General features: G+C 62.6%; 19 protein-coding genes. 5 read left to right on the top strand and 14 right to left on the bottom strand.

Annotated features, from left to right (window positions below; genetic code table 11):
- Nucleotides 1–114: 114 nt before the first annotated feature.
- From AC1Q5S_RS08990 to AC1Q5S_RS09000, 3 genes are all read left to right on the top strand, one after another.
- The gene (locus AC1Q5S_RS08990; protein WP_303833570.1) at nt 115–1,209 is read left to right on the top strand and encodes an ABC transporter substrate-binding protein; all 1,095 of its coding nucleotides are present in this window, start codon (nt 115–117) and stop codon (nt 1,207–1,209) included.
- A 70-nt stretch (nt 1,210–1,279) separates the two neighbouring features.
- Nucleotides 1,280–2,761 (top strand): Ppx/GppA phosphatase family protein, encoded by a 1,482-nt coding sequence (locus tag AC1Q5S_RS08995; protein ID WP_492238682.1) that lies wholly within the window; start codon nt 1,280–1,282, stop codon nt 2,759–2,761.
- A 137-nt stretch (nt 2,762–2,898) separates the two neighbouring features.
- Entirely contained in the window at nt 2,899–3,333 is a 435-nt protein-coding gene (locus AC1Q5S_RS09000) for a hypothetical protein (protein WP_492238683.1), read from the top strand.
- 35 nt (nt 3,334–3,368) lie between these two features.
- Here AC1Q5S_RS09000 and AC1Q5S_RS09005 read toward each other — a convergent pair whose 3' ends face one another.
- The 9 genes from AC1Q5S_RS09005 to AC1Q5S_RS09045 form a co-directional block, all read right to left on the bottom strand.
- The gene (locus tag AC1Q5S_RS09005; RefSeq protein WP_492238684.1) at nt 3,369–3,830 is read right to left on the bottom strand and encodes a SixA phosphatase family protein; all 462 of its coding nucleotides are present in this window, start codon (nt 3,828–3,830) and stop codon (nt 3,369–3,371) included.
- Nucleotides 3,830–5,938: a polyphosphate kinase 1 gene (ppk1, locus tag AC1Q5S_RS09010; RefSeq protein ID WP_492238696.1), complete on the bottom strand. Its 2,109-nt coding sequence runs from the start codon at nt 5,936–5,938 to the stop codon at nt 3,830–3,832. Before ppk1 ends, AC1Q5S_RS09005 begins: the two co-directional genes overlap by 1 nt.
- A gap of 164 nt (nt 5,939–6,102) precedes the next feature.
- On the bottom strand, nt 6,103–7,164 hold the full coding sequence (locus AC1Q5S_RS09015; RefSeq protein ID WP_492238697.1) for a glycosyltransferase family 4 protein: 1,062 nt from the start codon (nt 7,162–7,164) through the stop codon (nt 6,103–6,105).
- Nucleotides 7,161–7,982 carry a UDP-2,3-diacylglucosamine diphosphatase gene (locus tag AC1Q5S_RS09020; protein ID WP_492238698.1) on the bottom strand — a complete coding sequence of 274 codons (822 nt, stop codon included), beginning with the start codon at nt 7,980–7,982 and terminating at the stop codon, nt 7,161–7,163. The genes AC1Q5S_RS09015 and AC1Q5S_RS09020 overlap by 4 nt, the downstream gene beginning before the upstream one ends.
- 47 nt (nt 7,983–8,029) lie before the next feature.
- The gene (locus AC1Q5S_RS09025; protein ID WP_422204312.1) at nt 8,030–8,767 is read right to left on the bottom strand and encodes a GNAT family N-acetyltransferase; all 738 of its coding nucleotides are present in this window, start codon (nt 8,765–8,767) and stop codon (nt 8,030–8,032) included.
- Between the two features lie 467 nt (nt 8,768–9,234).
- Nucleotides 9,235–10,569 (bottom strand): phosphoglucosamine mutase, encoded by a 1,335-nt coding sequence (gene glmM / locus AC1Q5S_RS09030; RefSeq protein ID WP_492238685.1) that lies wholly within the window; start codon nt 10,567–10,569, stop codon nt 9,235–9,237.
- Between the two features lie 121 nt (nt 10,570–10,690).
- Nucleotides 10,691–11,533 carry a dihydropteroate synthase gene (gene folP / locus AC1Q5S_RS09035; protein WP_492238686.1) on the bottom strand — a complete coding sequence of 281 codons (843 nt, stop codon included), beginning with the start codon at nt 11,531–11,533 and terminating at the stop codon, nt 10,691–10,693.
- A 76-nt stretch (nt 11,534–11,609) separates the two neighbouring features.
- Nucleotides 11,610–13,529 carry an ATP-dependent zinc metalloprotease FtsH gene (gene ftsH, locus AC1Q5S_RS09040; protein ID WP_303833561.1) on the bottom strand — a complete coding sequence of 640 codons (1,920 nt, stop codon included), beginning with the start codon at nt 13,527–13,529 and terminating at the stop codon, nt 11,610–11,612.
- Nucleotides 13,530–13,695: 166 nt separating this feature from the next.
- On the bottom strand, nt 13,696–14,358 hold the full coding sequence (locus AC1Q5S_RS09045; RefSeq protein WP_422204281.1) for an RlmE family RNA methyltransferase: 663 nt from the start codon (nt 14,356–14,358) through the stop codon (nt 13,696–13,698).
- Nucleotides 14,359–14,464: 106 nt separating this feature from the next.
- On the opposite strand from AC1Q5S_RS09045, the gene AC1Q5S_RS09050 reads away from it, so the two are divergent.
- Both AC1Q5S_RS09050 and AC1Q5S_RS09055 read left to right on the top strand, forming a co-directional pair.
- Nucleotides 14,465–14,941 carry a YhbY family RNA-binding protein gene (locus AC1Q5S_RS09050; RefSeq protein ID WP_303833559.1) on the top strand — a complete coding sequence of 159 codons (477 nt, stop codon included), beginning with the start codon at nt 14,465–14,467 and terminating at the stop codon, nt 14,939–14,941.
- Nucleotides 14,942–14,945: 4 nt separating this feature from the next.
- Nucleotides 14,946–15,710: a glycosyltransferase gene (locus AC1Q5S_RS09055; RefSeq protein WP_303833558.1), complete on the top strand. Its 765-nt coding sequence runs from the start codon at nt 14,946–14,948 to the stop codon at nt 15,708–15,710.
- Between the two features lie 19 nt (nt 15,711–15,729).
- Here the strand turns inward: AC1Q5S_RS09055 and kdoO are convergent, their stop codons facing one another.
- The 5 genes from kdoO to carA form a co-directional block, all read right to left on the bottom strand.
- Nucleotides 15,730–16,605: a Kdo hydroxylase KdoO gene (kdoO, locus tag AC1Q5S_RS09060; protein WP_303833557.1), complete on the bottom strand. Its 876-nt coding sequence runs from the start codon at nt 16,603–16,605 to the stop codon at nt 15,730–15,732.
- 48 nt (nt 16,606–16,653) lie between these two features.
- Nucleotides 16,654–17,073: a DUF4149 domain-containing protein gene (locus tag AC1Q5S_RS09065; RefSeq protein WP_303833556.1), complete on the bottom strand. Its 420-nt coding sequence runs from the start codon at nt 17,071–17,073 to the stop codon at nt 16,654–16,656.
- Between the two features lie 11 nt (nt 17,074–17,084).
- Nucleotides 17,085–17,561 carry a transcription elongation factor GreA gene (gene greA, locus AC1Q5S_RS09070; RefSeq protein ID WP_092696480.1) on the bottom strand — a complete coding sequence of 159 codons (477 nt, stop codon included), beginning with the start codon at nt 17,559–17,561 and terminating at the stop codon, nt 17,085–17,087.
- Between the two features lie 189 nt (nt 17,562–17,750).
- Nucleotides 17,751–21,017 carry a carbamoyl-phosphate synthase large subunit gene (carB, locus tag AC1Q5S_RS09075; protein ID WP_492238687.1) on the bottom strand — a complete coding sequence of 1,089 codons (3,267 nt, stop codon included), beginning with the start codon at nt 21,015–21,017 and terminating at the stop codon, nt 17,751–17,753.
- A complete protein-coding gene (carA, locus tag AC1Q5S_RS09080) occupies nt 21,017–22,204 on the bottom strand; it encodes a glutamine-hydrolyzing carbamoyl-phosphate synthase small subunit (RefSeq protein WP_303833554.1) in 1,188 nt (395 codons plus the stop codon). The genes carB and carA overlap by 1 nt, the downstream gene beginning before the upstream one ends.
- Nucleotides 22,205–22,454: the final 250 nt, after the last annotated feature.

Here is a 22,454-nt window from a genome sequence, read left to right on the forward strand (position 1 = left end):
CCGCTCAGACCATCAATGGCCATGTACTTCTCCGACATTCCCGCGGTTTCACTGAATCGCCGACACTGGATTCAATGGTCCGCTGCTGCCAGTGCCGTCATGGCAGGCGAAGTAATGGCCCAGCCCTCCTCAGTGAGCCCTTCTCGCAATAGCGACGGAGAACGCTCGCTGGTGGTGGCTCAGATTGTTGACCTGACTTTCGGCCAGCAGGATGTGAGCCGCGATTTTCTGGTGGGCTCCCGATCTGCCTGGCAAGACCTGAACGCCCGCGGCGGGGTGCGCGGACGGACCGTGCGGCACGTCACCATCGAGACCGATGGCACACCCCAAGGCCTCGCGGCCGCATGGCAGGCCGCCCATCGTCAACCCGAGTGCATAGCGCTGTCTGGTTGCGTGGGCAATGCCGCAGCCGCCGGGCTTGTGACCCTGCAGACTTCGGCGGGTTCGGCATCCCCCCTGGCACTCGTGGCCCCGTGGCTGCACAACGCCGTCACCGACAACGAGGCAGAGACAGTGTTCGAGGTGTTCCCGGGCCACCAGATTCAGATAGCGCATGCCATCCAGACCCATGCATCCCTGGGCGTAAAGCAGATCGGCGTGGTGTTTGCTTCCGCACAGGTACAACACCAATCCCAAGCCTATGTTCTCCAGGCAGCGAAGAGCCTGGGTCTGCAAGCACAGCTATTGCCGCTTCCGGGCACAGAAGGTCCGGCAGCGAATCAGCTCATCAATCCAACCCAGACCATCATCTTGTTCGTGGGCGGAACACCAGAGCTGCATGCATTCACCAGCAAGCTGATTGCCCCGGCAGGCCGCCAGTGCTTTGTCGTGGCCCTGGCCGATGTGAACCTGCAGGTGCTGGCCCAGATGGGAGGCACGCCCAAAGGTATCTCCATCATTGCCACCCAGCCCGTTCCATTGATCACATCCAGCCTGCCCGTGGTGCGCGCATACCGTGCCGCGCTCAGCCGATTCTTTGACGAGGCCCCCTCCCCGCAAGGTCTGGCCGGGTTCATTGCAGCGCGCTATACCGCCGAAATCCTGGGCGGAATTTCAGGGCCATTGACGCGCGCCAGCATGCTCTCGGCATTGCAAAGGCGCGCCGACGTCAATGTGGGCGGGTATACCGTTGCCTATCAAGGAACCAAGCGTTCAAACGCCTACGTCACGCAAAGCATGCTGACGCAGGACGGGCGCATCATCGGTTGATACAGGTCCGAGAAAAGGGGCGCGGGTGCTATGCTGCCCGCTGGAGATCAAGCGCATCACGCGCAGAAACATGCACAACGGAACAATGCTCGCAGCTGTCGATCTGGGATCGAACAGCTTTCGCCTTGAAATCGGCCGTTACGAGCACGGTCACATCCAACGGATGGAATATCTCAAGGAAACCGTGCGCCTGGGCAATGGCCTTGACGAAGACTTCAATCTCACCCCCGAAGCCATGCAGCGTGGCTGGGATTGCCTGGCGCGCTTTGGTGAGCGCCTGGCGGGATTTGAGCGCGCGCAAGTGCGCGCCGTGGCAACCCAGACCCTTCGCGAAGCCCGCAACCGGGAAGGCTTCCTCATCCGCGGTGGAGAAATTCTGGGCTACCCCATTGATGTGGTGTCAGGCCCCGAAGAAGCTCGACTGATCTACCAGGGGGTTGCACGCCTGCTTCCCCAATCGGACGAACGCCGGCTCGTGGTGGACATTGGCGGCAGGTCCACGGAGTTCATTCTCGGCCAGCAATTCAACCCCCACACGGTGGCGTCGTTCCGGGTCGGCAGCGTGGCATGGTCCACGCGCTACTTTGCCAATGGCCAGTTCACACGGCAGGCATTCATGGCCGCAGAAATCGCGGCCAAGGCGGTGCTCGATGAGGCGCTTGGCACATTCCGGCCGGAAACCTGGGATATCGCTTATGGGTCTTCGGGTACGGCTGGAGCGGTAGGGGACATCCTCTTTGCCGCAGGTGGCCCGCAGGGGCTGATCACCCTGGAAGGACTGGAATGGCTGCATGACCGCCTGCTGCGCGCACACCATGCAGATCGCGTTCGCCTGGAGGGGCTCAAGGACGATCGACGGGCAGTGATTGGCGGCGGTATCAGCGTGCTGCGGGCTGTTTTTGATCTTCTCGAGATCCGGCAAATGCAAGTGGCCCAGGGCGCGCTGCGCCAGGGTGCACTCTACGACCTGCTGGACCGCGAGCAGCCCGAGACCGACTTGAGAACCACCACGGTGAAAGGCCTCATGCAGCGTTTCTCGGTGGACGCAGCACAGGCCGAACGGGTGGCACGCGTTGCATCCGACCTCTTCACCCAGGCGGCCCCCCAGAACAGCGAGCGCGCCGCATGGAAGCTGCAATGGGCCGCTCGCCTGCATGAGATTGGCGGCATCATCTCTCACAGCGAATACCACCGCCATGGTGCCTACATCCTGGATCACACCGACGCGGCAGGGTTTGCCGTGTCCGAACTGCACCGGCTCGGTGCGCTGGTGCTGGGGCAGCGGGGCAAAGTCCGCAAGCTGGAGACAGCCCTGATCAATGACCCTGGCTTTGCCCTGCAATTGTTGAGTTTGCGCATGGCGGTCGCGCTCTGCCATGCACGACGCGACCCGGATGTGGAAGGCCTGTCCTTGCACGCACTGGGCACGCGCCACACCGTCAGCACCCGGGCCGGATGGTCGGCTGCCTACCCCCAATCGGCCTACCTGCTGCGGGAAGAGCTGGTGGCCTGGCAAAAAACGCCCTGGGAGCTGGAACTCCGTCTTGGGTGACGCGATGCAATAAACGGTATAAACTGTTTATACCGTTTATTCATTCATTCACCATGACCACTTCCAGCACCGCTCCAGGCCAAAGCGCCAACACAACGCCCACCCAACCTGCCGCCAAAACCGCAGCAGCGAGCACAGTGGCAACGGCAACAGCGTCCGGCGTAAAAAAATCAACGACGAGTCCACCCAAGACAATTGCCAAAAAGGCACCGGCCAAACCCGTCAAGCGTTCGCCAACACCGGCTCCTGCCAAGGCAGCACCGGCTCCTGCGCCCGCGTTGCAAGCCAAGGAAGTTCGCGCCAAAAAACCCAAACTGGTTCGCGACAGCTTCACCATCCCCAAGGACGAGTACGCTGTCATCGAGACACTCAAGCAACGCGCGAACTTGCTCGCCCAGCCAGCCAAGAAAAGCGAATTGCTGCGCGCCGGCCTGAAGGTGCTGGCAGGACTGTCGGACGCAGCCCTGCGCAATGCCTTGCAAGCGGTTCCGTCCATCAAGACGGGGCGTCCCAAAGCGGAGACTCCAGCCGCCAAGCCCTCGGCAAAAACAGTCCGCAAGCCAGGAAAGTGAGCTGGGCAGTACCGGAATGGCCCGGTGATCGCAGGTCAGAGGAATTCCGGGGACTGCACTGTCATGAGCACGGTCTGGCTATGGTCCAGCCTTTGGCGCTGGCGAAGCCACCACACGGCGCCCTTGCGCACGGTACATTCGGAGGATTGCATTTCCAGCAATTGAGCAATCGCCTGTCCGAGCACAGGCTGATGCCCGATGATCAGCACGGTTCCACGGGCACGCGGCCACTGGGCCAGTTCCAGCAAATCCTGCACGCTGCCCCCGGGCAGAAGCTCGGCACGCATCTTGAACTTGCGCCCCAAAGCCCTGGCCGTCTGCTCCGTACGCCGAGCCGGGCTTGCGAGCACCCTCAAACCTTCCGGCAATTGCCGGTCCAGCCAGGCGGCCATGCGTGCCGCCTGCTTCTCGCCTCGCGGTGTAAGAGGACGCGCCGCATCATCCACACCATCAGCCGCCTCCTCGGCTTCAGCGTGACGCCAGAGGATGAGGTCCATCACGCCGCTCCCTGATCCTGCCGAGCCGCAGCCGACATGCCGCCGTATCGCACCATCAGTGCATTCTGAGCCCCCCGGCCGGCGATAGGCTGGCTAGCACGCTCATAGGTTCCATCCGCCTTGAGCGTCCAGGCGTCCTTGTCGTCGTGAAGATAGGCGACCAGGCATTCGTCCACGATCTGCTGACGCAAAACCGGGTCCGTCACGGGCCAGGCAAGCTCCACCCGCCGCATCATGTTGCGGTTCATCCAGTCGGCGCTGGACAGGTACAAATCTTCCTGGCTGCCTGAGCGGAAATAAAACACCCGTGTGTGCTCCAGAAAACGGCCAATCACCGAACGCACACGGATATTTTCAGTGACTCCAGGCAACTGGGCCGGCAGCATGCAGGCACCCCGCACAATGAGGTCAATCCGAGCCCCGCGCTGCCCGGCAAGGATCAGCGCCCGGATCAATGCCTCGTCCGTCAGGGCGTTCATTTTGGCCACAATGCGCGCATCTTCCCCTCGGCTGGCTGCCAGCCCCACCTGCTCAATTTTTTCCAGCATGCGGCGGTGCAGGTGAAACGGCGCCAACAGCAGCCTGCGCAACTTGGGTGGGCGATTCTGGCTGGCCAGATGGTTGAACACCCCGTCCATGTCGGCGGTGGTTTCTTCGTCCGCGGTGAGATAGCTCAGGTCGGTGTACAGGCGTGCGGTGCGCATGTTGTAGTTGCCCGTGGACAAATGACCATAGCGACGAAGCTGACGCCCCTCCCGCCTGGTGACCAGCAGCATCTTGGCATGTGTCTTGAGCCCCACCACACCGTAAACCACCTGGGCACCAATGGATTCCAGCGCTTCAGCCCAGTTGATATTGGCTTCTTCGTCAAAGCGCGCCTTGAGTTCCACCACGGCCATGACCTCCTTGCCGCGGCGCACTGCCTCGGTCAACAGATCCATAAGCTCAGAGTCTGAACCGGTGCGGTAAATGGTCTGCTTGATAACCAGCACCTGGGGGTCATTGACCGCCTCGCGCAGAAAGGCCAGCAAACCGTCAAAGCTCTCGAACGGCTGGTGCATCAGGATATCGCGGTGCCGCAATTGCTCCAGAATGGAAACACCGGGCTGAATCTGCCGCGGCCAGGCAGAACGCCAGGGGGAAAACAGCAACGCGGGATCGTTGGCCAGATCCACCAACTGAGTCAAGCGCACCAGGTTCACAGGCCCACTGACGCGATAGAGGGCCGCGCCTGGCAATTCAAACTGCTCCAGCAGAAAATCCGAAAGAAACGCGGAACAACCGGAAGACACCTCCAGCCGAACCGCCTGACCATAATGGCGGTGCTGCAAACCCTGGCGCAGCGCTGTTCTCAGGTTGCGGACATCTTCTTCGTCCAGTGCAAGATCGGAGTGGCGGGTCACGCGGAACTGCGAAAACTCGGTGACCTCCCGCCCAGGGAAAAGGTCGTGCAAATGCGCACGCACGATGCTGGAGAGACTGACGAACAAAGCCTCCTTGGGCGCAACCCTGGCCGGCATGCGGATCAACCGCGGCAAGGCGCGGGGGACCTTGACGATGGCAATTTCGTTCTCCCGCCCAAACGCATCGCGACCCTTGAGCCGCACGATGAAATTCAAGGATTTGTTGGCAACCTGCGGAAATGGATGGGCAGGATCCAGCCCCACGGGAATGAGCAGCGGTCGCACCTCGCGCATGAAGTAGTCGTGAACCCAGCGTTTCTGCGCTTCCGACCGCTCACCATGCGCAACAATGCGAATGCCGTGCGCCGCAAAAGCGGGAACCAGCGAGTCGTTATACAGAGCGTATTGCCGCGCCACAAGATCATGCGCCTGGGCTGACAGAGTTTCGAAGGATGCTTCGGTGTAAAGCCCCTTGGTTTCACCGTTTTTGGCAGCGGTGATGTGCGGCGCGGCCCTCACTTCGAAGAACTCATCCAGATTGGAAGACACGATGCAAAGATAGCGCAGCCGCTCCAGCAGCGGCACGTCGGTCCGGACAGCCCAGTCGAACACACGCTCATTGAAGGCCAGAATGCTGTGATCCCTGTCCAGAAGGTCCACAACAGGAAGTTGCTTCGCCTGCGCTGCGGGCTGCCGATCCGGCATTACTGCGGCGCCAGAACCCGCTGCGACGACAGGTAGTTTGGCGCGCGATGAGGCCACGACAGCGTCAGGGGACAGTGGAGACATGGGCACGCAATCAGGGGTTGTACAGACTTCCCCAGTATTCAATACGAATATGACAATCTTGTGTCAATCCATGTGACGCTTTATATGACAGACATAAGGCGCAGCAATCCATCTGATCGTGCGGGAACCAGATGCTGAACGAAAAGTTTTGTTGCATTGGCCCAGGTGAAATCCAGTGCCCTGCGACGGGCCTCGTGACGCGGAACAGCCAATGCAGCCTGGCATGCCGAGAGCAGGTCGTCATGCAAAACACCACCCCGCACACCTTGTGGCTCCAGAGCCCCCAGAACTTCCAGCGGACCATCCACCGGAAACGCCGCCACGGGGGTTCCGCAGGACATGGCCTCCAGCATGACCAGCCCAAAGGTCTCTGAGCGGCTGGGAAACACGAACACGTCGGCACAGGCATACAGTGCCGCAAGGGATTGCCGATCCAGCAAACCCATCCACCGCACCTCGGGATGACGCTCCTTCAACCGCTGCGCCAATGGGCCCACGCCACACACAATCTTGGTGCCGGGCATCTTGATCTGCAGGAAGGACTCAATGTTCTTTTCGTACGAAATTCGACCCACATACAGGCTCACGGGATGGGCCAATGCGCCAACCAGGGGACTGGGTGAAGCCTCCCCCTGGAAAGGGAACGCCTGCGTATCCACACCATGGGTCCACTGGCGCAAATTGCGAAACCCACGACGCTCCAGCATTTGCAGGACTCCTTGCGTGGGCACCATGACTCCCGAGGACGGACGATGGAAGTGCCGGAACAACGCATAGCCCCATGCCAGCGGAACACGCAAGGCTGCATTCAATATTTCAGGAAATCGCGTGTGAAATGCCGTGGTGAAAGCCAGCTTGTGGCGCAGACAATAGCCTCGGGCAGCCCATCCAAGAGGACCCTCCGTGGCGAGGTGGATGGCGTCCGGTTTGATGGCGTCCATGGCGCGCCCCAAAGACGCTGCCGGTCGAACCGCGAGATCGATGCCCGAATAGCCGGGACAAGGGCGGGTACGAAACTGGCCTGGGTGAATCACATGGACTTCGTGCCCCAACCCCTGCAGTTGCTGCACCAACTCCATGAGAGTCGTCACCACCCCGTTCACCTGCGGATGCCACGCATCCGTCACCAGAACAATCTTCATGCAACCAATTCCGAGACCGGGGCTACAGATGGCACTGCGGGCCGCGCAGGCCATTGCAACAACTCCAATCGACCGTCCAGATGCTCCACCAGTGCGGTACGACTCTCGACCCAGTCGCCATCGTTGCAATACAGAATGCCGTCGATCTCCCGCATTTCTGCGCGGTGGATATGTCCGCAAACCACGCCATGGTGCCCCCGCCGGCGCGCCTCTGCCGCAACGGCGATCTCGAAGTCCGTCACATAATTGAGCGCCTTTTTCACCTTGCCCTTGAGATAGGCCGACAACGACCAGTACGGCAAGCCCATGCGCGCACGCAACGAATTGAGGTGCCGATTGAGCTTGAGAGTGAACTCATAGAGGTTATCCCCCAGATAGGCCAGCCACTTGGCACACTGGATAACTCCGTCAAAGTAGTCGCCATGGGTGACCCAAAGCTGTCGGCCATCGGCCGTCAGGTGCACGGCATCGGCAACCACTTCGATACCGCCGAACGAATGGCCGACGAACGCACGGGCAAATTCATCATGATTGCCCGGCACGAACACCACGCGACATCCCTTGCGGGCACTGCGCAACAGTTTTTGGACCACATCGTTGTGGGCCTGCGGCCAAAACCATCTGCGACGCAACTGCCACCCGTCCACGATATCCCCCACAAGATAAAGCGTTTCGCTGGGATGGTGCTTGAGAAAATCCAGCAGCGCCGTTGCCTGGCAGCCCGGAGTTCCGAGGTGCAGATCGGAAATGAACACCGCCCGGAAACGGTGCGGCTCGGGCACATGCACGTCACCCGGATGGCTGGCGACTCCCTCCATGTCCAAGGCTGCACCCCACGGTCCCAAGGCGTCGAACGCCGTACGCATCAGACCCCCAGAAAGTGCTTGCGATAGCGGGAGGGCAGATCGGCAATGCGCATCAGCATCGGCAGGTCGGCCGTATTGAAATCCGGATCCCAGGCCGGCGCCCCCAGAACCCGGGCCCCCAGGCGCAGATAGCCCTTGATCAAGGCAGGTGGCTCGATCAGCAGAGAGCCATCGAGTTGCTCTACCGGCAATGGCAACCGGGGCCGCACATGGAAATCAATGGGTGCCATGTGGGTCTGGCGCAATTGCTGCCAGATGCTGGCGGCTGCATCGCCGCTCACCACGCCGTTGTGCAGCATCGGAATACTGGCGCAGCCAATCATCGTATCGAGCTGGTTGCGCACCATGAAGTCCGCCAGCGCCCCCCACAGGGCCAGAATGACACCCCCATGGCGATGGTCCGGATGCACGCAACTGCGGCCCAGCTCAACCATGCGGGGGCGCAAACTGCGCAAGCGGGTCAGATCAAATTCATTGTCGCTGTAGGTTCCCCCCACACGCTTTGCCTGTGCCGGGGTGAGCACCCGGTAGGTTCCGATCACCTGCTGGCTTGGCACATCGCGCACCAAAAGATGCTCGCAGTAGTCGTCAAACAGATCCACATCGTGGCCCGGCAGGGTCGTTGCCAGCCGCGCGCCCATTTCTGCGGCAAAGACATCGAAGCGCAGTCGCTGCGCCTGACGCACTTCATCAAGGTGCCGCGCCCAACCCACCTGAATATTGCCCTGCACCTGCATCAACGGGGCAACGCTGCTTTTGCCCTCTGCGCGCGCCTGCGCCCCCCCGGTTGGCTGTGAAGCAGGTAACAGCGGCAGGTTGGTCAACTCATTCATGGAACGTCTCCGAGGGGCAGGAAAATGGCTTTCTCCGGAAGTGGCTACCCATTCGGGCACCGCTTCCTCGCAAAGCAGTGTGAAAGCTTCCTGTGACAACGCCATGTCGTTGTCATGTCGATTGCATGACGCATTGCCCGCAAAACAATGGCGGCACCGGGCAGCCGCCGTCAACGAGACGGTGTCGGCGACCAGGGATGGCCTTGCAACCACCCAACACTTGCCATAGGCTCAGCTGCGCCATCAAGAGCGCGAGCGAAATGCCGGAGCTCCCTGTTCCTGATTTCTCGCACTGGCCCTTAGTACGTGTTCACGATCTGAGCGCTCAGGGAAACGCTCCGGCGCCTCCCTGTCCTTTGGGCACAAAAAATTCAGCCCGCGCGCGCCGCATCGGCCAGCGCCTGTGCGCAGCGACTGGCCATTTGCGCATCACGCGCCTCCACCATCACCCGCAGCAGGGGCTCCGTGCCGCTGGCGCGGATCAGGACGCGCCCGGTGGAACCCAACTCCTGCTCAACAGCCTGGGTGGTCTGTGCAAGCAATTTGTTGGACTTCCAATCCTGCCCCGGCGCCAGGCGAACATTCAAGAGCACCTGGGGGTAAAGCACCACGTCAGACAGCATGTGTGCCATGGTTTTCCCATTGCGCACGCATGCCTGCAGCACCTGCAAGGCACTGACAATGCCGTCGCCCGTCGTATGGCGGTCCAGCGCCAACAGGTGGCCCGAGCTCTCGCCACCCAACACCCAGTGGTGGCGTGCCAATTCTTCCAGTACGTAGCGGTCGCCCACGCGCGCCCGCACCAACTTCACGCCGCGGGCGTGCAGAGCAACCTCGACGGCCATGTTGGTCATCACGGTGCCCACCACGCCAGGCACATGCTCATCGCGCCCCATGCGATCGACCGCCATGAGGTACAGCAACTCATCCCCGTTGTACAAACGTCCCGCCGCGTCCACCATCTGCAGCCGGTCGGCATCTCCATCGAGCGCGATGCCATAGTCCGCATGGTTGGCGCGCACCGCCCGTACCAGTGCATCGGGATGGGTGGCCCCCACTTCGTGGTTGATATTGAGACCATCCGGCGCACAGCCTATGGTCAGCACTTCGGCGCCGAGTTCATGGAACACCTTGGGAGCCACCTGGTAGGCGGCACCATGGGCGGCATCCACCACGATCTTGAGGCCTCGCAAGGACAGCGCGTGCGGGACCGTGCTCTTGCAGAACTCGATGTACCGGCCTGCCGCATCGTCCAGGCGGCGGGCCTTGCCCAGGGAGGCCGAATCAGCCCACTTGGGGGGCTCATCCAGTGCGGCTTCCACGGCCAGTTCCCAGGCATCCGGCAGCTTGGTACCCTGGGCGCTGAAGAATTTGATGCCGTTGTCGGGATACGCGTTGTGGCTGGCACTGATGACCACCCCCAGGCTGGCCCGCTGCGCCCTGGTCAGGTAAGCCACACCCGGTGTAGGTATCGGCCCCAGCAGCACCACATCCACCCCCGCAGAGTTGAAGCCTGACTCAAGGGCGCTCTCCAGCATGTAGCCTGAAATGCGCGTGTCCTTGCCAATCAGCACCGTGGGGCGCTCTTCGGCCTGTTTCAATACCCGACCGACGGCATGCGCCAGACGCAATGCGAAGTCAGCGGTGATGGGGAACTGCCCGACGGCGCCGCGAATGCCATCGGTACCAAAGTATTTTTGAGTCATGGAAACGGCTATGCACTGATATTGTGAATTTTGAGTCTAGCGCATGGCACGCCCGCCCCCGTCCTGCGGACCCATCGCAGCCAACTCCCCGCGATGCGTTGTCAATAGCACCGGGCTGCCCTTACCCAGCCACCACGGGATCTGATTCCATGGCACGCCAGACCGCCAGTGCCTGCACCGTTTCGCGGACATCGTGCACGCGCACCACGCGGGCGCCGCGCTCCACTGCGAGCAGCGCAGCGGCCACGCTGGGCTGCAGCCGCTGCTCCACGTCCAGCCCCGTCACAGCACCCAGCGACGATTTGCGCGACCAGCCTGCCAGCAACGGATAGCCTGGCGCCAGCAACTCGCGCTGGCGCGCCAGCAGGGCGAAGTTCTGCGCCACTGTTTTGCCAAAGCCAATGCCCGGGTCCAGCACAATTCTGGTCTTCTTGACCCCCAGCGCCTGCAGGTTATGCGCTGACAGCTCTAAAAAAGAGAGCACCTGCGGCAATACATCGCCCACCATGGGCGCCACCTGCATGGTCTGCGGATCGCCGTGCATGTGCATCAGGCACACACCGCAGTGCGGGTGCCGCGCCACCACCTGCGCCGCGCCGGGCTGGCGCAAAGCCCATATGTCGTTCACGATATCGGCCCCCAGATCAAGCACCGCCTGCATGACCTCGGGTTTGTAGGCATCCACCGAGATCGGCACGCCCAGGCCCACCGCTTCGCGCACCAGGGGGAGTACGCGCGCCAGTTCCTCATCGAGACCCACGGCCGGACTGCCGGGACGGGTGGATTCACCGCCGATGTCGAGGATGTCGGCGCCGTCCTTCACGAGTTGCTCGCAGTGGCGCAGCGCCGCCGCAGTGGATCCATGGCGCCCCCCGTCGGAGAAGGAATCTGGCGTCACATTGACAATGCCCATGGTGTGCGGGCGGGTCAGATCCAGGGTGAATCGGGTGGTTTGCCAGAACATGGGACTCCGGGAAAATGGGGGTTGAAAACAAAAACGGGGCCGCAAGCCCCGTTTTGGTGATGAAGATGCTTCCGCGTCAAGCAACGGTAGGGGCGGGCTCCGTGGTCACCGCGGGCGACCCACCGCTGGGGCCATCGCCGGAGGATGGGGGCGTACGCGGCGTCCAGTCCTTGGGTGGGCGCGGTGCCTTGCCAGCCATGATGTCGTCGAGCTGCTCCGTGTCGATGGTTTCCCATTCCAGCAAAGCTTTGGCCATGGCGTGCATCTTGTCGCTGTTCTCTTCAATCAGGCGACGGGCCTGGTTGTATTGTTCGTCGATGATGCGGCGCACTTCCATGTCCACCTTTTCCATGGTCTGCTCGCTCATGGTGGTGGTCTTGGTCACCGAACGGCCCAGGAACACCTCGCCTTCGTTTTCCGCATAGACCATGGGGCCCAGGGCATCGGTCATGCCGTAGCGCGTGACCATGTCGCGGGCGATGTGGGTGGCCCGCTCGAAGTCGTTGCTGGCACCGGTCGTCATCTGGTTCATGAACACTTCTTCGGCAATACGGCCACCAAACAGCATGCTGATCTGGTTGAGCATGTACTCGCGGTCATAGCTGTAACGGTCCTGCGCGGGCAGGCTCATCGTCACGCCCAGTGCGCGGCCACGGGGAATGATCGTGACCTTGTGCACCGGGTCGCACTTGGGCAGCAGCTTGCCAATCAGGGCATGGCCGGACTCATGGTAGGCCGTATTGCGGCGCTCTTCCTCGGGCATGACCATGCTCTTGCGCTCTGGGCCCATGAGGATCTTGTCCTTGGCCTTTTCGAAGTCCTGCATTTCCACGGTGCGGGCGTTGCGGCGCGCAGCCATCAGGGCGGCTTCGTTGCACAGGTTGGCCAGGTCGGCACCGCTCATGCCGGGCGTGCCACGGGCGATGATGCCGGCATTCACGTCCTGGCCGATCGGAATCTTGCGCATGTGCACGTTCAGGATCTGTTCGCGGCCGCGGATGTCGGGCAGCGTCACATACACCTGGCGGTCGAAGCGGCCGGGGCGCAGCAAGGCGGCGTCCAGGATGTCAGGGCGGTTGGTGGCCGCCACCACGATGACGCCCAGGTTGGTCTCGAAACCGTCCATCTCGACCAGCATCTGGTTGAGGGTCTGCTCGCGCTCGTCGTTGCCACCGCCCAGGCCCGCACCACGCTGGCGGCCCACGGCGTCGATTTCGTCGATGAAGATGATGCAGGGGGCATTCTTCTTGGCGTTGTCGAACATGTCGCGCACGCGGGCCGCGCCGACGCCGACGAACATTTCCACAAAATCAGAACCCGAGATGCTGAAGAACGGCACCTTGGCTTCGCCGGCAATGGATTTGGCCAGCAAGGTCTTGCCGGTGCCCGGTGGCCCGACCAGCAGCAGACCACGGGGGATGCGGCCACCGAGCTTCTGAAACTTCTGGGGATCTTTCAGGAAGTCGACGACTTCCTTGACTTCTTCCTTGGCCTCATCGCAACCCGCCACATCAGCGAACGTGACCTGGTTGGTGTTTTCGTCCAGCATGCGCGCCTTGCTTTTGCCAAAGCTGAAGGCACCGCCCTTGCCGCCACCCTGCATCTGGCGCATGAAATACACCCACACGCCGATCAGCAGCAGCATGGGACCCCAGCTGACCAGCAGGGTCATGAGCAAAGAGCCCTCTTCGCGCGGCTTGACGTCGAACTTGACGTTGTTGTTGATCAGATCGCCGACAAGGCCGCGGTCAAGGTAGGTGGCGGTAGTGCGGATCCTGCGGTCATCGTTGGTGACCGCAACGATCTCGGTGCCACCCTGACCTTCCTGGATGGTGGCGCTCTTGATGCGATTGCTGCGGACTTCCTCCAGGAACTCCGAATAGCCGACATGGCCTGCACTGGCACCGGCGCGGGTGTCGAACTGTTTGAACACAGTGAACAGCACCATGGCGATGACAAGCCACACGGCAATTTTTGAAAACCACTGATTGTTCAAGCAGGACTCCAGTCGCGGGAAAAAACGGTCACAAAGCCATCACGGCTTACGTATGGCCCATTTTAGGTGTTTCAAGCCTCAGGAGGTCTTATTCCCCCTGCCTGCCATGGACTCAGCACGGACTTTGGCGCCAAATTGCGTAAGCCATGGCCCCAACCCACCCCACTCACGCGTTATTTCTGAGACCCATGCCCACCAGGAAAGTTTCGGAGGACTTGTCTCGTGAAGCCTTGGGCTTGATCGGTTTGACGGTTTTGAAGCTCCGCTTGAACAGAGCCACCAGCTCGCCATAGCCGCTGCCATGGAACAATTTCACCACCAGCGTGCCCTCAGGTTTCAGATGCTGGCAGGCAAAGTCCACGGCAAGCTCCACCAGATGCGCAATGCGCGCCGCGTCGGCCGACTCTATGCCGGACAGGTTGGGCGCCATGTCGGACACCACCACATCCACGGCCCGGCCCTGCAATGCGTCCTCCAGCTGCCGCAATACCTCGGGCTCCCGAAAGTCGCCGTGCAGGAAAGTCACGCCCTCGACGGGCTCCATGGGCAGAATGTCCAACGCAATGATGCAGCCATTGAGCTGCCCGGCCGCCGCCCCTGCAGGCGACAGGCGCCGGCGCACATATTGGCTCCAGGCCCCGGGGGTGGAGCCCAGATCCACGACCGTGTGGCCCGGCTTGATCAACCCCAGCTGCTCGTCGATTTCCTTGAGCTTGTAGGCCGCACGCGCGCGATAGCCGTCTTTCTGGGCCAGTTTGACGTAAGTGTCATTGACATGGTCGTTCAACCAGGCCTTGTTGACCTTCTTGCTTTGGGTTTTAACTTTCATACCGCTCCATTGTCTCTCGACAATCGGCACCGCTGATTGCGTCAAGGGCTCACCACGCGCAACGGGGTGAAGTCGCTGCGTGACGGGCCGCAGACATAATACGGCCATGCCCCAAATTCAACTGACTCCCGCAGAGCGCCGGGAACATCGCGCCAATGCCCACCACCTCGACCCCGTGGTCCTTGTAGGGGGAGATGGCCTGACCGCCGCGGTGCAAAAAGAAATCGATGCCGCCCTGAACGCCCATGGGCTGATCAAGGTGCGCATCTTCAACGATGACCGCACGGCCCGTGAACTGATGTACCAGCAGCTGGCGGCGGACCTGAACGCGGCCCCCATCCAGCACATCGGCAAACTTCTGGTGCTCTGGCGCCCCCAGCCCGCCAAGGAGCGCACACCGGACGAAGACCGCATGCCCGGCCCGCGTGACGTCAAGGTGCTCAAATACAGCAAACGCGGCGGCCAGCGGCCCGAAATCAAGCAACTGCGCGTGCTGGGCAACCAGCGCCTCACGTCCGGCGGGCAGATCAAGCGGGCAAAAAAGCCCAAGCTGAAGTCGATCAAGAAAAGCCAGGCTGACTGACGCCATGGCCGCACCCACTGCCGCGGCGCAGCAGCGCCATGTGATCTGCATGAAATGGGGCACGAAATACGGCCCCGAATATGTCAATCGGCTGTACGCGATGGTGCGCCGCAACCTCACGGGTGATTTTCACTTCGTTTGCCTGACCGACGACAGCACAGGCATTCGCCAGGAGGTGCATTGCCTGCCGATTCCCGATCTGGACCTGAATCTGGCGCCCGGCGAGCGCGATGGCGCCTGGCAAAAGCTCACCACCTTCGAAGCGGATCTGCATGGCCTGCGCGGCACGGCCTTGTTCATGGACCTGGACGTGGTGGTGGTGGGCAGCCTCGATGGCTTTTTCGAGCAACCCGGCAGCTTTCGCATCATCCGCGACTACGTGCGTCCCTGGCAGTTCGGGCGCATCACCGGCAACTCGTCGATCTACCGCTTCGAACTGGGCGCACACGCCGACCTGCTGGACTACTTCCGCACCCATATCAACGAGGTACGCTCGCAATTTCGCAATGAGCAGGCCTACCTGTCACACCGGCTGCACCGCCAGGGAAAACTGCAGTACTGGCCGCAAGCCTGGTGCCCCAGCTTCAAGTACAGCTGCATTCCCGCCTGGCCCAGCAACTATTGGCGCGAGCCGATCGTGCCTGCAGATGCGCGGGTGGTGATATTTCATGGCGAGTGCAATCCGCCCGATGCCCTCGCCGGCCGCCGCAACAAGCGCTTTCGGCACATGGAACCCGCGCGCTGGATTGCGCGCTACTGGAACGAATGACCTTGCTCGGTGGGACTCCCTAAACCCCCACCAGGGGTCGCCCCGTCAGGCGCGTCAGGATCGCCAGCGGGCTCGCGGCGGGGTCGTACTCATGGCCGGGGGCCAGGTGCAGGGTCTGCTCCAGCATGTACTGGCCCGACATCACTGCATGCGAAGCCTGGTCGGAAAAACAGATCCAGGTCGATCCGGCAGGAAACGGCACCGTTTCCTGCGTCGCCTCTTTCTGGTAGGCCAGATCGCGCTTCATGCCGTCGTGCAGTTGCAGCATCAGGTGATCGTATTCACTGCGCAGCGATTTGGTCACGTGCAGCGCCTGGAGGGCATGGGCCTGCCAGCGCACATAGGGCTTGGCCTTGGGCAGGAAATTGCACGCCACCGTTTCAAACGGCTCACCCAGCCGCCACACCCGGGGCTGGCCCTCGGGATTGACATTGGTGAACACGCGCAAAATGCGCTCGCCATCATTGGGGCGCGATGGAAAGGCGTCCACATGCAGGCGGCGATCGTCCGCGCGCCACGACTGCACGCGCGACTCCACCTGCATGGGCCGGAAACTCGTGGGCGCCAGGCGCAGCGCGGGCACATAGTCCGGCAGCAGGCCCGAGACCAGCGCCATGGCCTGCTCCCGAAAGCGCCCCACCATCGCCGCCAGGCCCGCCTGTGTTGCCGCGTTGCCCGCCGCCCCCTTCAGGCGGCCCTGGGCATCCAGGCTGATGTTGCGTGCGCCCGGGTCGCGGATGTCCGGGCGCAGGTATGTGTTCTCCTCCGGCAGCAGTGCAAAAGCGAGCTGGGGAAAGAACAGCACCTGCCCCCCCTCCACCGCAGTCGTCCAGGCAGGATTGCCCTGCAGCCCCTGCCATTGCGTTGTTTCAATGCGTACGACTTGCGAAACCATCACCTGCCTCCCGTTGCGATCACAGAGCCGCGACCGACCGATCAGCCGTCATTGTGGATGACGGGCCGGCAGCGTCCGCCAGAGCGTCATGCCTGCACACACCCATTGCACGGCATACATTACGCTCCCCACCGTGTGCCACAGGCGCAAATCCTGCCGGGCGACGATGCGCGGCGCCACGCCAAACTGGGTCAGCAATGCCAGCAGCAACCCACCAACGATGAAAACCATAGCCGCTTTAGCCCATGGATATTGGGTCACCTCGCCTTTTGGCCTTGAAACCAGCAGCAACAGCACGCAACACGCCACCGTCACCCAGGTCTGGGCAGCAAACAGCCTTGCCGCCATGCCGCCCGCCAGTGCAGGGGTGGGCAAATGGGCGAACAACAGCGGCACCACCAGCAGCCCGATGGTCGTCAGACTGCCCCACCAGAGGGCCGCCAGAAAGGCAGGAAGGCGGATGCGCATGGTGCTTCGGATCACAGGTAGCTGACGGCCACCACTTCATAGCGGCGCACGCCGCCCGGTGCCTGCACTTCCGCCGTGTCGCCCTCTTCCTTGCCAATCAGGGCCCGGGCAATCGGGCTGGAGATATTGATCAGGCCCTGTTTCAGATCGGCCTCGTCCTCGCCCACGATCTGGTATTTCACCGTGTCGCCCGAGTCTTCATCCTCCAGCTCGACCGTGGCGCCAAACACCACCTTGCCGCCACCGTCCACACCGCTCGGATCAATGACCTGCGCCACCGAGAGCTTGCCCTCGATTTCCTGAATGCGGCCCTCGATGAATCCCTGGCGGTCCTTGGCCGCATCGTAGTCGGCGTTTTCGCTGAGGTCACCCTGCGCACGCGCCTCGGCAATCGCCGTGATCACAGCGGGCCGCTCTATGGTCTTGAGGCGGTGCAGCTCGGCCTTGAGCATTTCAGCGCCGCGCTTGGTAATGGGAATGGTGGCCATTGCGATGAGTCTCCGTCAATCAAAGCGGTGGGAATGCGAAGCACCCCCACCGGTCAGTCACCCGACATGGACAGGAAGCTTCGCTGTCCATGCCTTTGGCGACCCTAAAAAGGAAACCGCCGCACGTTGCCGCGCGGCGGTGTCTGGTCAGGGCAGATTATGCCGCGTTTGCCCGGGTGCAGACCACCATCAGACGGTCAGCTGGGCGTGCAGTTCCTGCACCGAATACACGTCGAGCTTGTCGAGGAATTTCATGCCCTCGACCGCGGCTTCCGCACCAAAGATGGTGGTGAACGTGGTCACGCGCGCCAGCAGCGACGAGGTGCGGATGGCCCGCGAGTCGGCAATCGCATTGCGGCGCTCTTCCACCGTGTTGATGACCATGGCGATCTCGTCGTTTTTGATCATGTCCACGATGTGCGGGCGACCTTCGGTCACCTTGTTGACCACCGCCACCGGCACGCCGGCCTCGGCGATGGCCGCCGCCGTGCCCTTGGTGGCCACGAGCACGAAGCCCATCGCCACCAGATCGCGGGCGATGGCCACGGCGCGTGCCTTGTCGCTGTTCTTCACGGTGAGGAACACCTTGCCCGAGGTGGGCAGCTTGGTGCCCGCGCCCAGCTGGCTCTTGACGAAGGCTTCGCCGAAGGTCTTGCCCACACCCATCACCTCGCCGGTGGACTTCATCTCGGGGCCGAGGATGGTGTCCACGCCAGGGAACTTGACGAACGGGAACACGGCCTCCTTCACGCTGAAGTACGGGGGCGTCACTTCCTGGGTGATGCCCTGGCTGGCCAGGGTCTGGCCCGCCATGCAGCGCGCGGCCACCTTGGCCAGCTGGATGCCCGTGGCCTTGCTGACGAAAGGCACCGTGCGCGAGGCGCGCGGGTTCACCTCCAGCACGTAGATGATGTCCTTGCCGTCGGCTTCCTGGATGGCGAACTGCACGTTCATCAGGCCCACCACGTTCAGGCCCTCGGCCATGGCGGCCGTCTGGCGCTTGATTTCATCGATGGTGGGCTGCGACAGGTAGTACGGGGGCAGCGAGCAGGCCGAGTCGCCGCTGTGCACGCCGGCCTGTTCGATGTGCTCCATCACGCCGCCGATGAAGGTGACGCCTGCGGAATCACGCACGCAGTCCACATCGCACTCGATGGCGTTGGAGAGGAAACGGTCGAGCAGCACGGGCGAGTCGTTGCTCACCTTGACGGCCTCGCGCATGTAGCGCTCCAGGTCACGCTGCTCGTGCACGATTTCCATCGCGCGGCCGCCCAGCACGTAGCTGGGGCGCACCACCAGGGGGTAGCCCAGGGCGGAGGCCTTTTCCAGCGCCTCCGGCTCGGTACGCGCAGTCGCGTTGGGCGGCTGGCGCAGGCCCAGCTCGCCCAGCAGCTTCTGGAAGCGCTCGCGGTCTTCGGCCGCATCGATCATGTCGGGGCTGGTGCCGATGATCGGCACGCCTTCGGCCTCCAGGCCCAGGGCGAGCTTCAAAGGCGTCTGGCCGCCGTACTGCACGATCACGCCGACCGGCTTTTCCTTGTCCACGATCTCCAGCACGTCTTCGAGCGTGACGGGCTCGAAGTACAGGCGGTCGGAGGTGTCGTAGTCGGTGGAGACAGTCTCGGGGTTGCAGTTGACCATGATGGTCTCGTAGCCGTCCTCGCGCATGGCGAGGGCCGCATGCACGCAGCAGTAGTCGAACTCGATGCCCTGGCCGATCCGGTTGGGGCCGCCGCCCAGCACCATGATCTTCTTGTTGGTGGTGGGCTCTGCCTCGCATTCCGCGGCGCCCCCGTAGGTGGCATTTTCGTAAGTGGAGTACAGGTAAGCGGTGTCGGTGGCGAACTCGGCCGCGCAGGTGTCCACGCGCTTGTACACCGGGCGCACGTTCAGCGCTCGGCGCGCTTCGCGCACGGCCTTCTCGGTGGTCTGGAGCAGCTTGGCCAGACGGCGGTCGGAGAAGCCCTTTTGCTTGAGCGTGAGCAGCGTGCCGGCATCGATTGCTGCCAGGGCGCCCGCGCCCTTCTCGGCAACAAGCTTGTCGATATCGAGCTCGATCTTCACGATCTGCTCGATCTGCACCAGGAACCACTTGTCGATCTTGGTGAGGTCAAACACCTCATCGACCGACAGGCCCATGGCAAACGCATCGCCCACGTACCAGATGCGCTCGGGGCCGGGCTCGCCCAGTTCCTTCTCCAGGACTTCGCGGTCCTGGGTCTTCTCGTTCATGCCGTCCACACCCACTTCCAGGCCACGCAGGGCTTTCTGGAAGGACTCCTGGAAGGTACGGCCCATGGCCATGACCTCGCCGACGGATTTCATCTGCGTGGTCAGGCGGCTGTCGGCCGTGGGAAACTTCTCGAATGCAAAGCGTGGAATCTTGGTGACCACATAGTCGATCGAGGGCTCGAACGACGCGGGCGTGGCGCCTCCGGTGATTTCGTTCTTCAGCTCGTCGAGCGTATAGCCCACGGCCAGCTTGGCCGCCACCTTGGCGATGGGAAAACCCGTGGCCTTGGAGGCCAGCGCCGAGGAGCGGGAGACGCGCGGGTTCATCTCGATGACGACCATGCGGCCATCCTGCGGGTTGATCGAGAACTGCACGTTGGAGCCGCCGGTGTCCACGCCGATCTCGCGCAGCACTGCCAGGCTGGCGTTGCGCAGAACCTGGTATTCCTTGTCGGTCAGGGTCTGCGCGGGAGCCACGGTGATCGAGTCGCCGGTGTGCACGCCCATGGGGTCCAGGTTTTCGATCGAGCAGATGATGATGCAGTTGTCCGCCTTGTCGCGGACCACTTCCATCTCGTACTCTTTCCAGCCGAGCAGCGACTCTTCGATCAGCAGTTCGTTGGTGGGCGAGGCTTCCAGGCCGCGCTTGCAGATGGTCTCGAACTCTTCGGGGTTGTAGGCAATGCCACCGCCCGTGCCACCCAGCGTGAAGCTGGGGCGGATCACGGTGGGGAAGCCCACGCTCTTTTGCACCGCCCAGGCTTCGTCCATGCTGTGGGCGATGCCTGAGCGCGCGGAGCCCAGACCGATCTTGGTCATGGCGTCCTTGAACTTCAGGCGGTCTTCGGCCTTGTCGATGGCTTCGGGCGTGGCGCCGATCAGCTCGACCTGGTACTTGTCGAGCACGCCGTTGCGCCACAGGTCCAGAGCGCAGTTCAGCGCGGTCTGGCCGCCCATGGTGGGCAGGATGGCATCGGGGCGCTCCTTGGCGATGATCTTCTCGACCGTCTGCCAGGTGATGGGCTCGATGTAGGTGACGTCGGCCGTGGCCGGGTCGGTCATGATCGTGGCGGGGTTGCTGTTGATCAGGATGACCTTGTAGCCCTCTTCGCGCAGCGCCTTGCAGGCCTGCACGCCGGAATAGTCGAATTCGCAGGCCTGGCCGATGATGATGGGGCCGGCGCCGATGATGAGAATGCTTTTGAGGTCTGTGCGCTTTGGCATTATTTTTTCTCCTGGGCCGTGGCCATCAATGCCGTGAAGCGGTCGAACAGGTAGGCAATGTCGTGCGGGCCGGGCGATGCCTCGGGATGCCCCTGGAAGCAGAAGGCGGGCTTGTCGGTGCGCACCAGGCCCTGCAGCGTGCCGTCGAACAGGCTGATGTGCGTGGCGCGCAGGTTGGCAGGCAACGACTCCAGCTCCACCGCAAAGCCGTGGTTCTGGCTGGTGATGCTGACGCGCCCGTTGTCCAGGTCTTTCACCGGGTGGTTGGCACCGTGGTGGCTGTGCTGCATCTTGAAGGTCTTGGCGCCAGAGGCCAGGGCCATGATCTGGTGGCCCAGGCAGATACCGAAAGTGGGAGTCCCGCTGTCGATGATCTCGCGCACCGCCGTGATGGCGTAGTCGCAGGGCTCGGGGTCGCCAGGGCCGTTGGACAGAAACACGCCGTCGGGGTGCATGGCCAGCACTTCGGCGGCCGGCGTCTTGGCAGGCACCACCGTCAGCTTGCAGCCGCGCTCGGCCAGCATGCGCAGGATGTTCAGCTTCACGCCGTAGTCGTAGGCCACCACATGGAAGCGGGGCGATTCCTGCTTGCCGTAGCCTGAGCCCAGCTTCCACTCGGTCTGGTCCCAGGGGTAGGCGGCGGGCGTGGTCACGACCTGGGCCAGATCCAGGCCCTTCATGCTGGGCGCGGCCTTGGCTGCGGCCAGCGCGGCGTCAACGCGTGCCTGTGTCACGGCTTCACCGGCCGCCAGGCCAACGATGGCGCCGTTCTGCGCACCCTTGTTGCGCAGCAGGCGGGTCAGCTTGCGGGTGTCGATGTTGGCAATGGCCACCGTCTTGTGGCGCACAAGGTATTGCGAGAGGGTTTCGGTCTGGCGGAAGTTGCTGGCCAGCAGGGGCAGGTCCTTGATGATGAGGCCTGCGGCATGGACCTTGTCGGCTTCGATATCCTCGGTGTTGACGCCGTAGTTGCCGATGTGCGGATACGTGAGCGTCACGATCTGCTGGCAATAGCTGGGGTCGGTGAGGATTTCCTGGTAGCCGGTGATGGCGGTGTTGAACACCACTTCGCCGACGGTGGTGCCCGCATCTGCGGATGAAGCACCGATCGAATTACCGATAAAGACCGTGCCGTCTGCGAGCGCCAGGATGGCGGGCGGGAAGTTTCCCTGTAGAGACAAGAGCACTGGATTCTCCGGATGGTTACGGTCGCCCGGCGCCTGCAGGCCGCTCGCGCAAGGTGTGCCGGCGGCTGCTCTCAGATGGGTTGTTGCTTTGGGTGCGATCGGGCGACGCTGTTGCGAGAAAAGCCCCTGATTATACCCAGCTGAGTCCCGCCCCGAATGCCCTCATGCCGCAATGCGGCATCGCGGCCGGGGCTGCAGCACGCCACGCAATGTGCCTGTCTTTCACCACCGACCCAGTCGATGCGTTCCA

It is taken from the genome of Acidovorax sp. GW835-FHT14B10, from assembly GCF_058793725.1.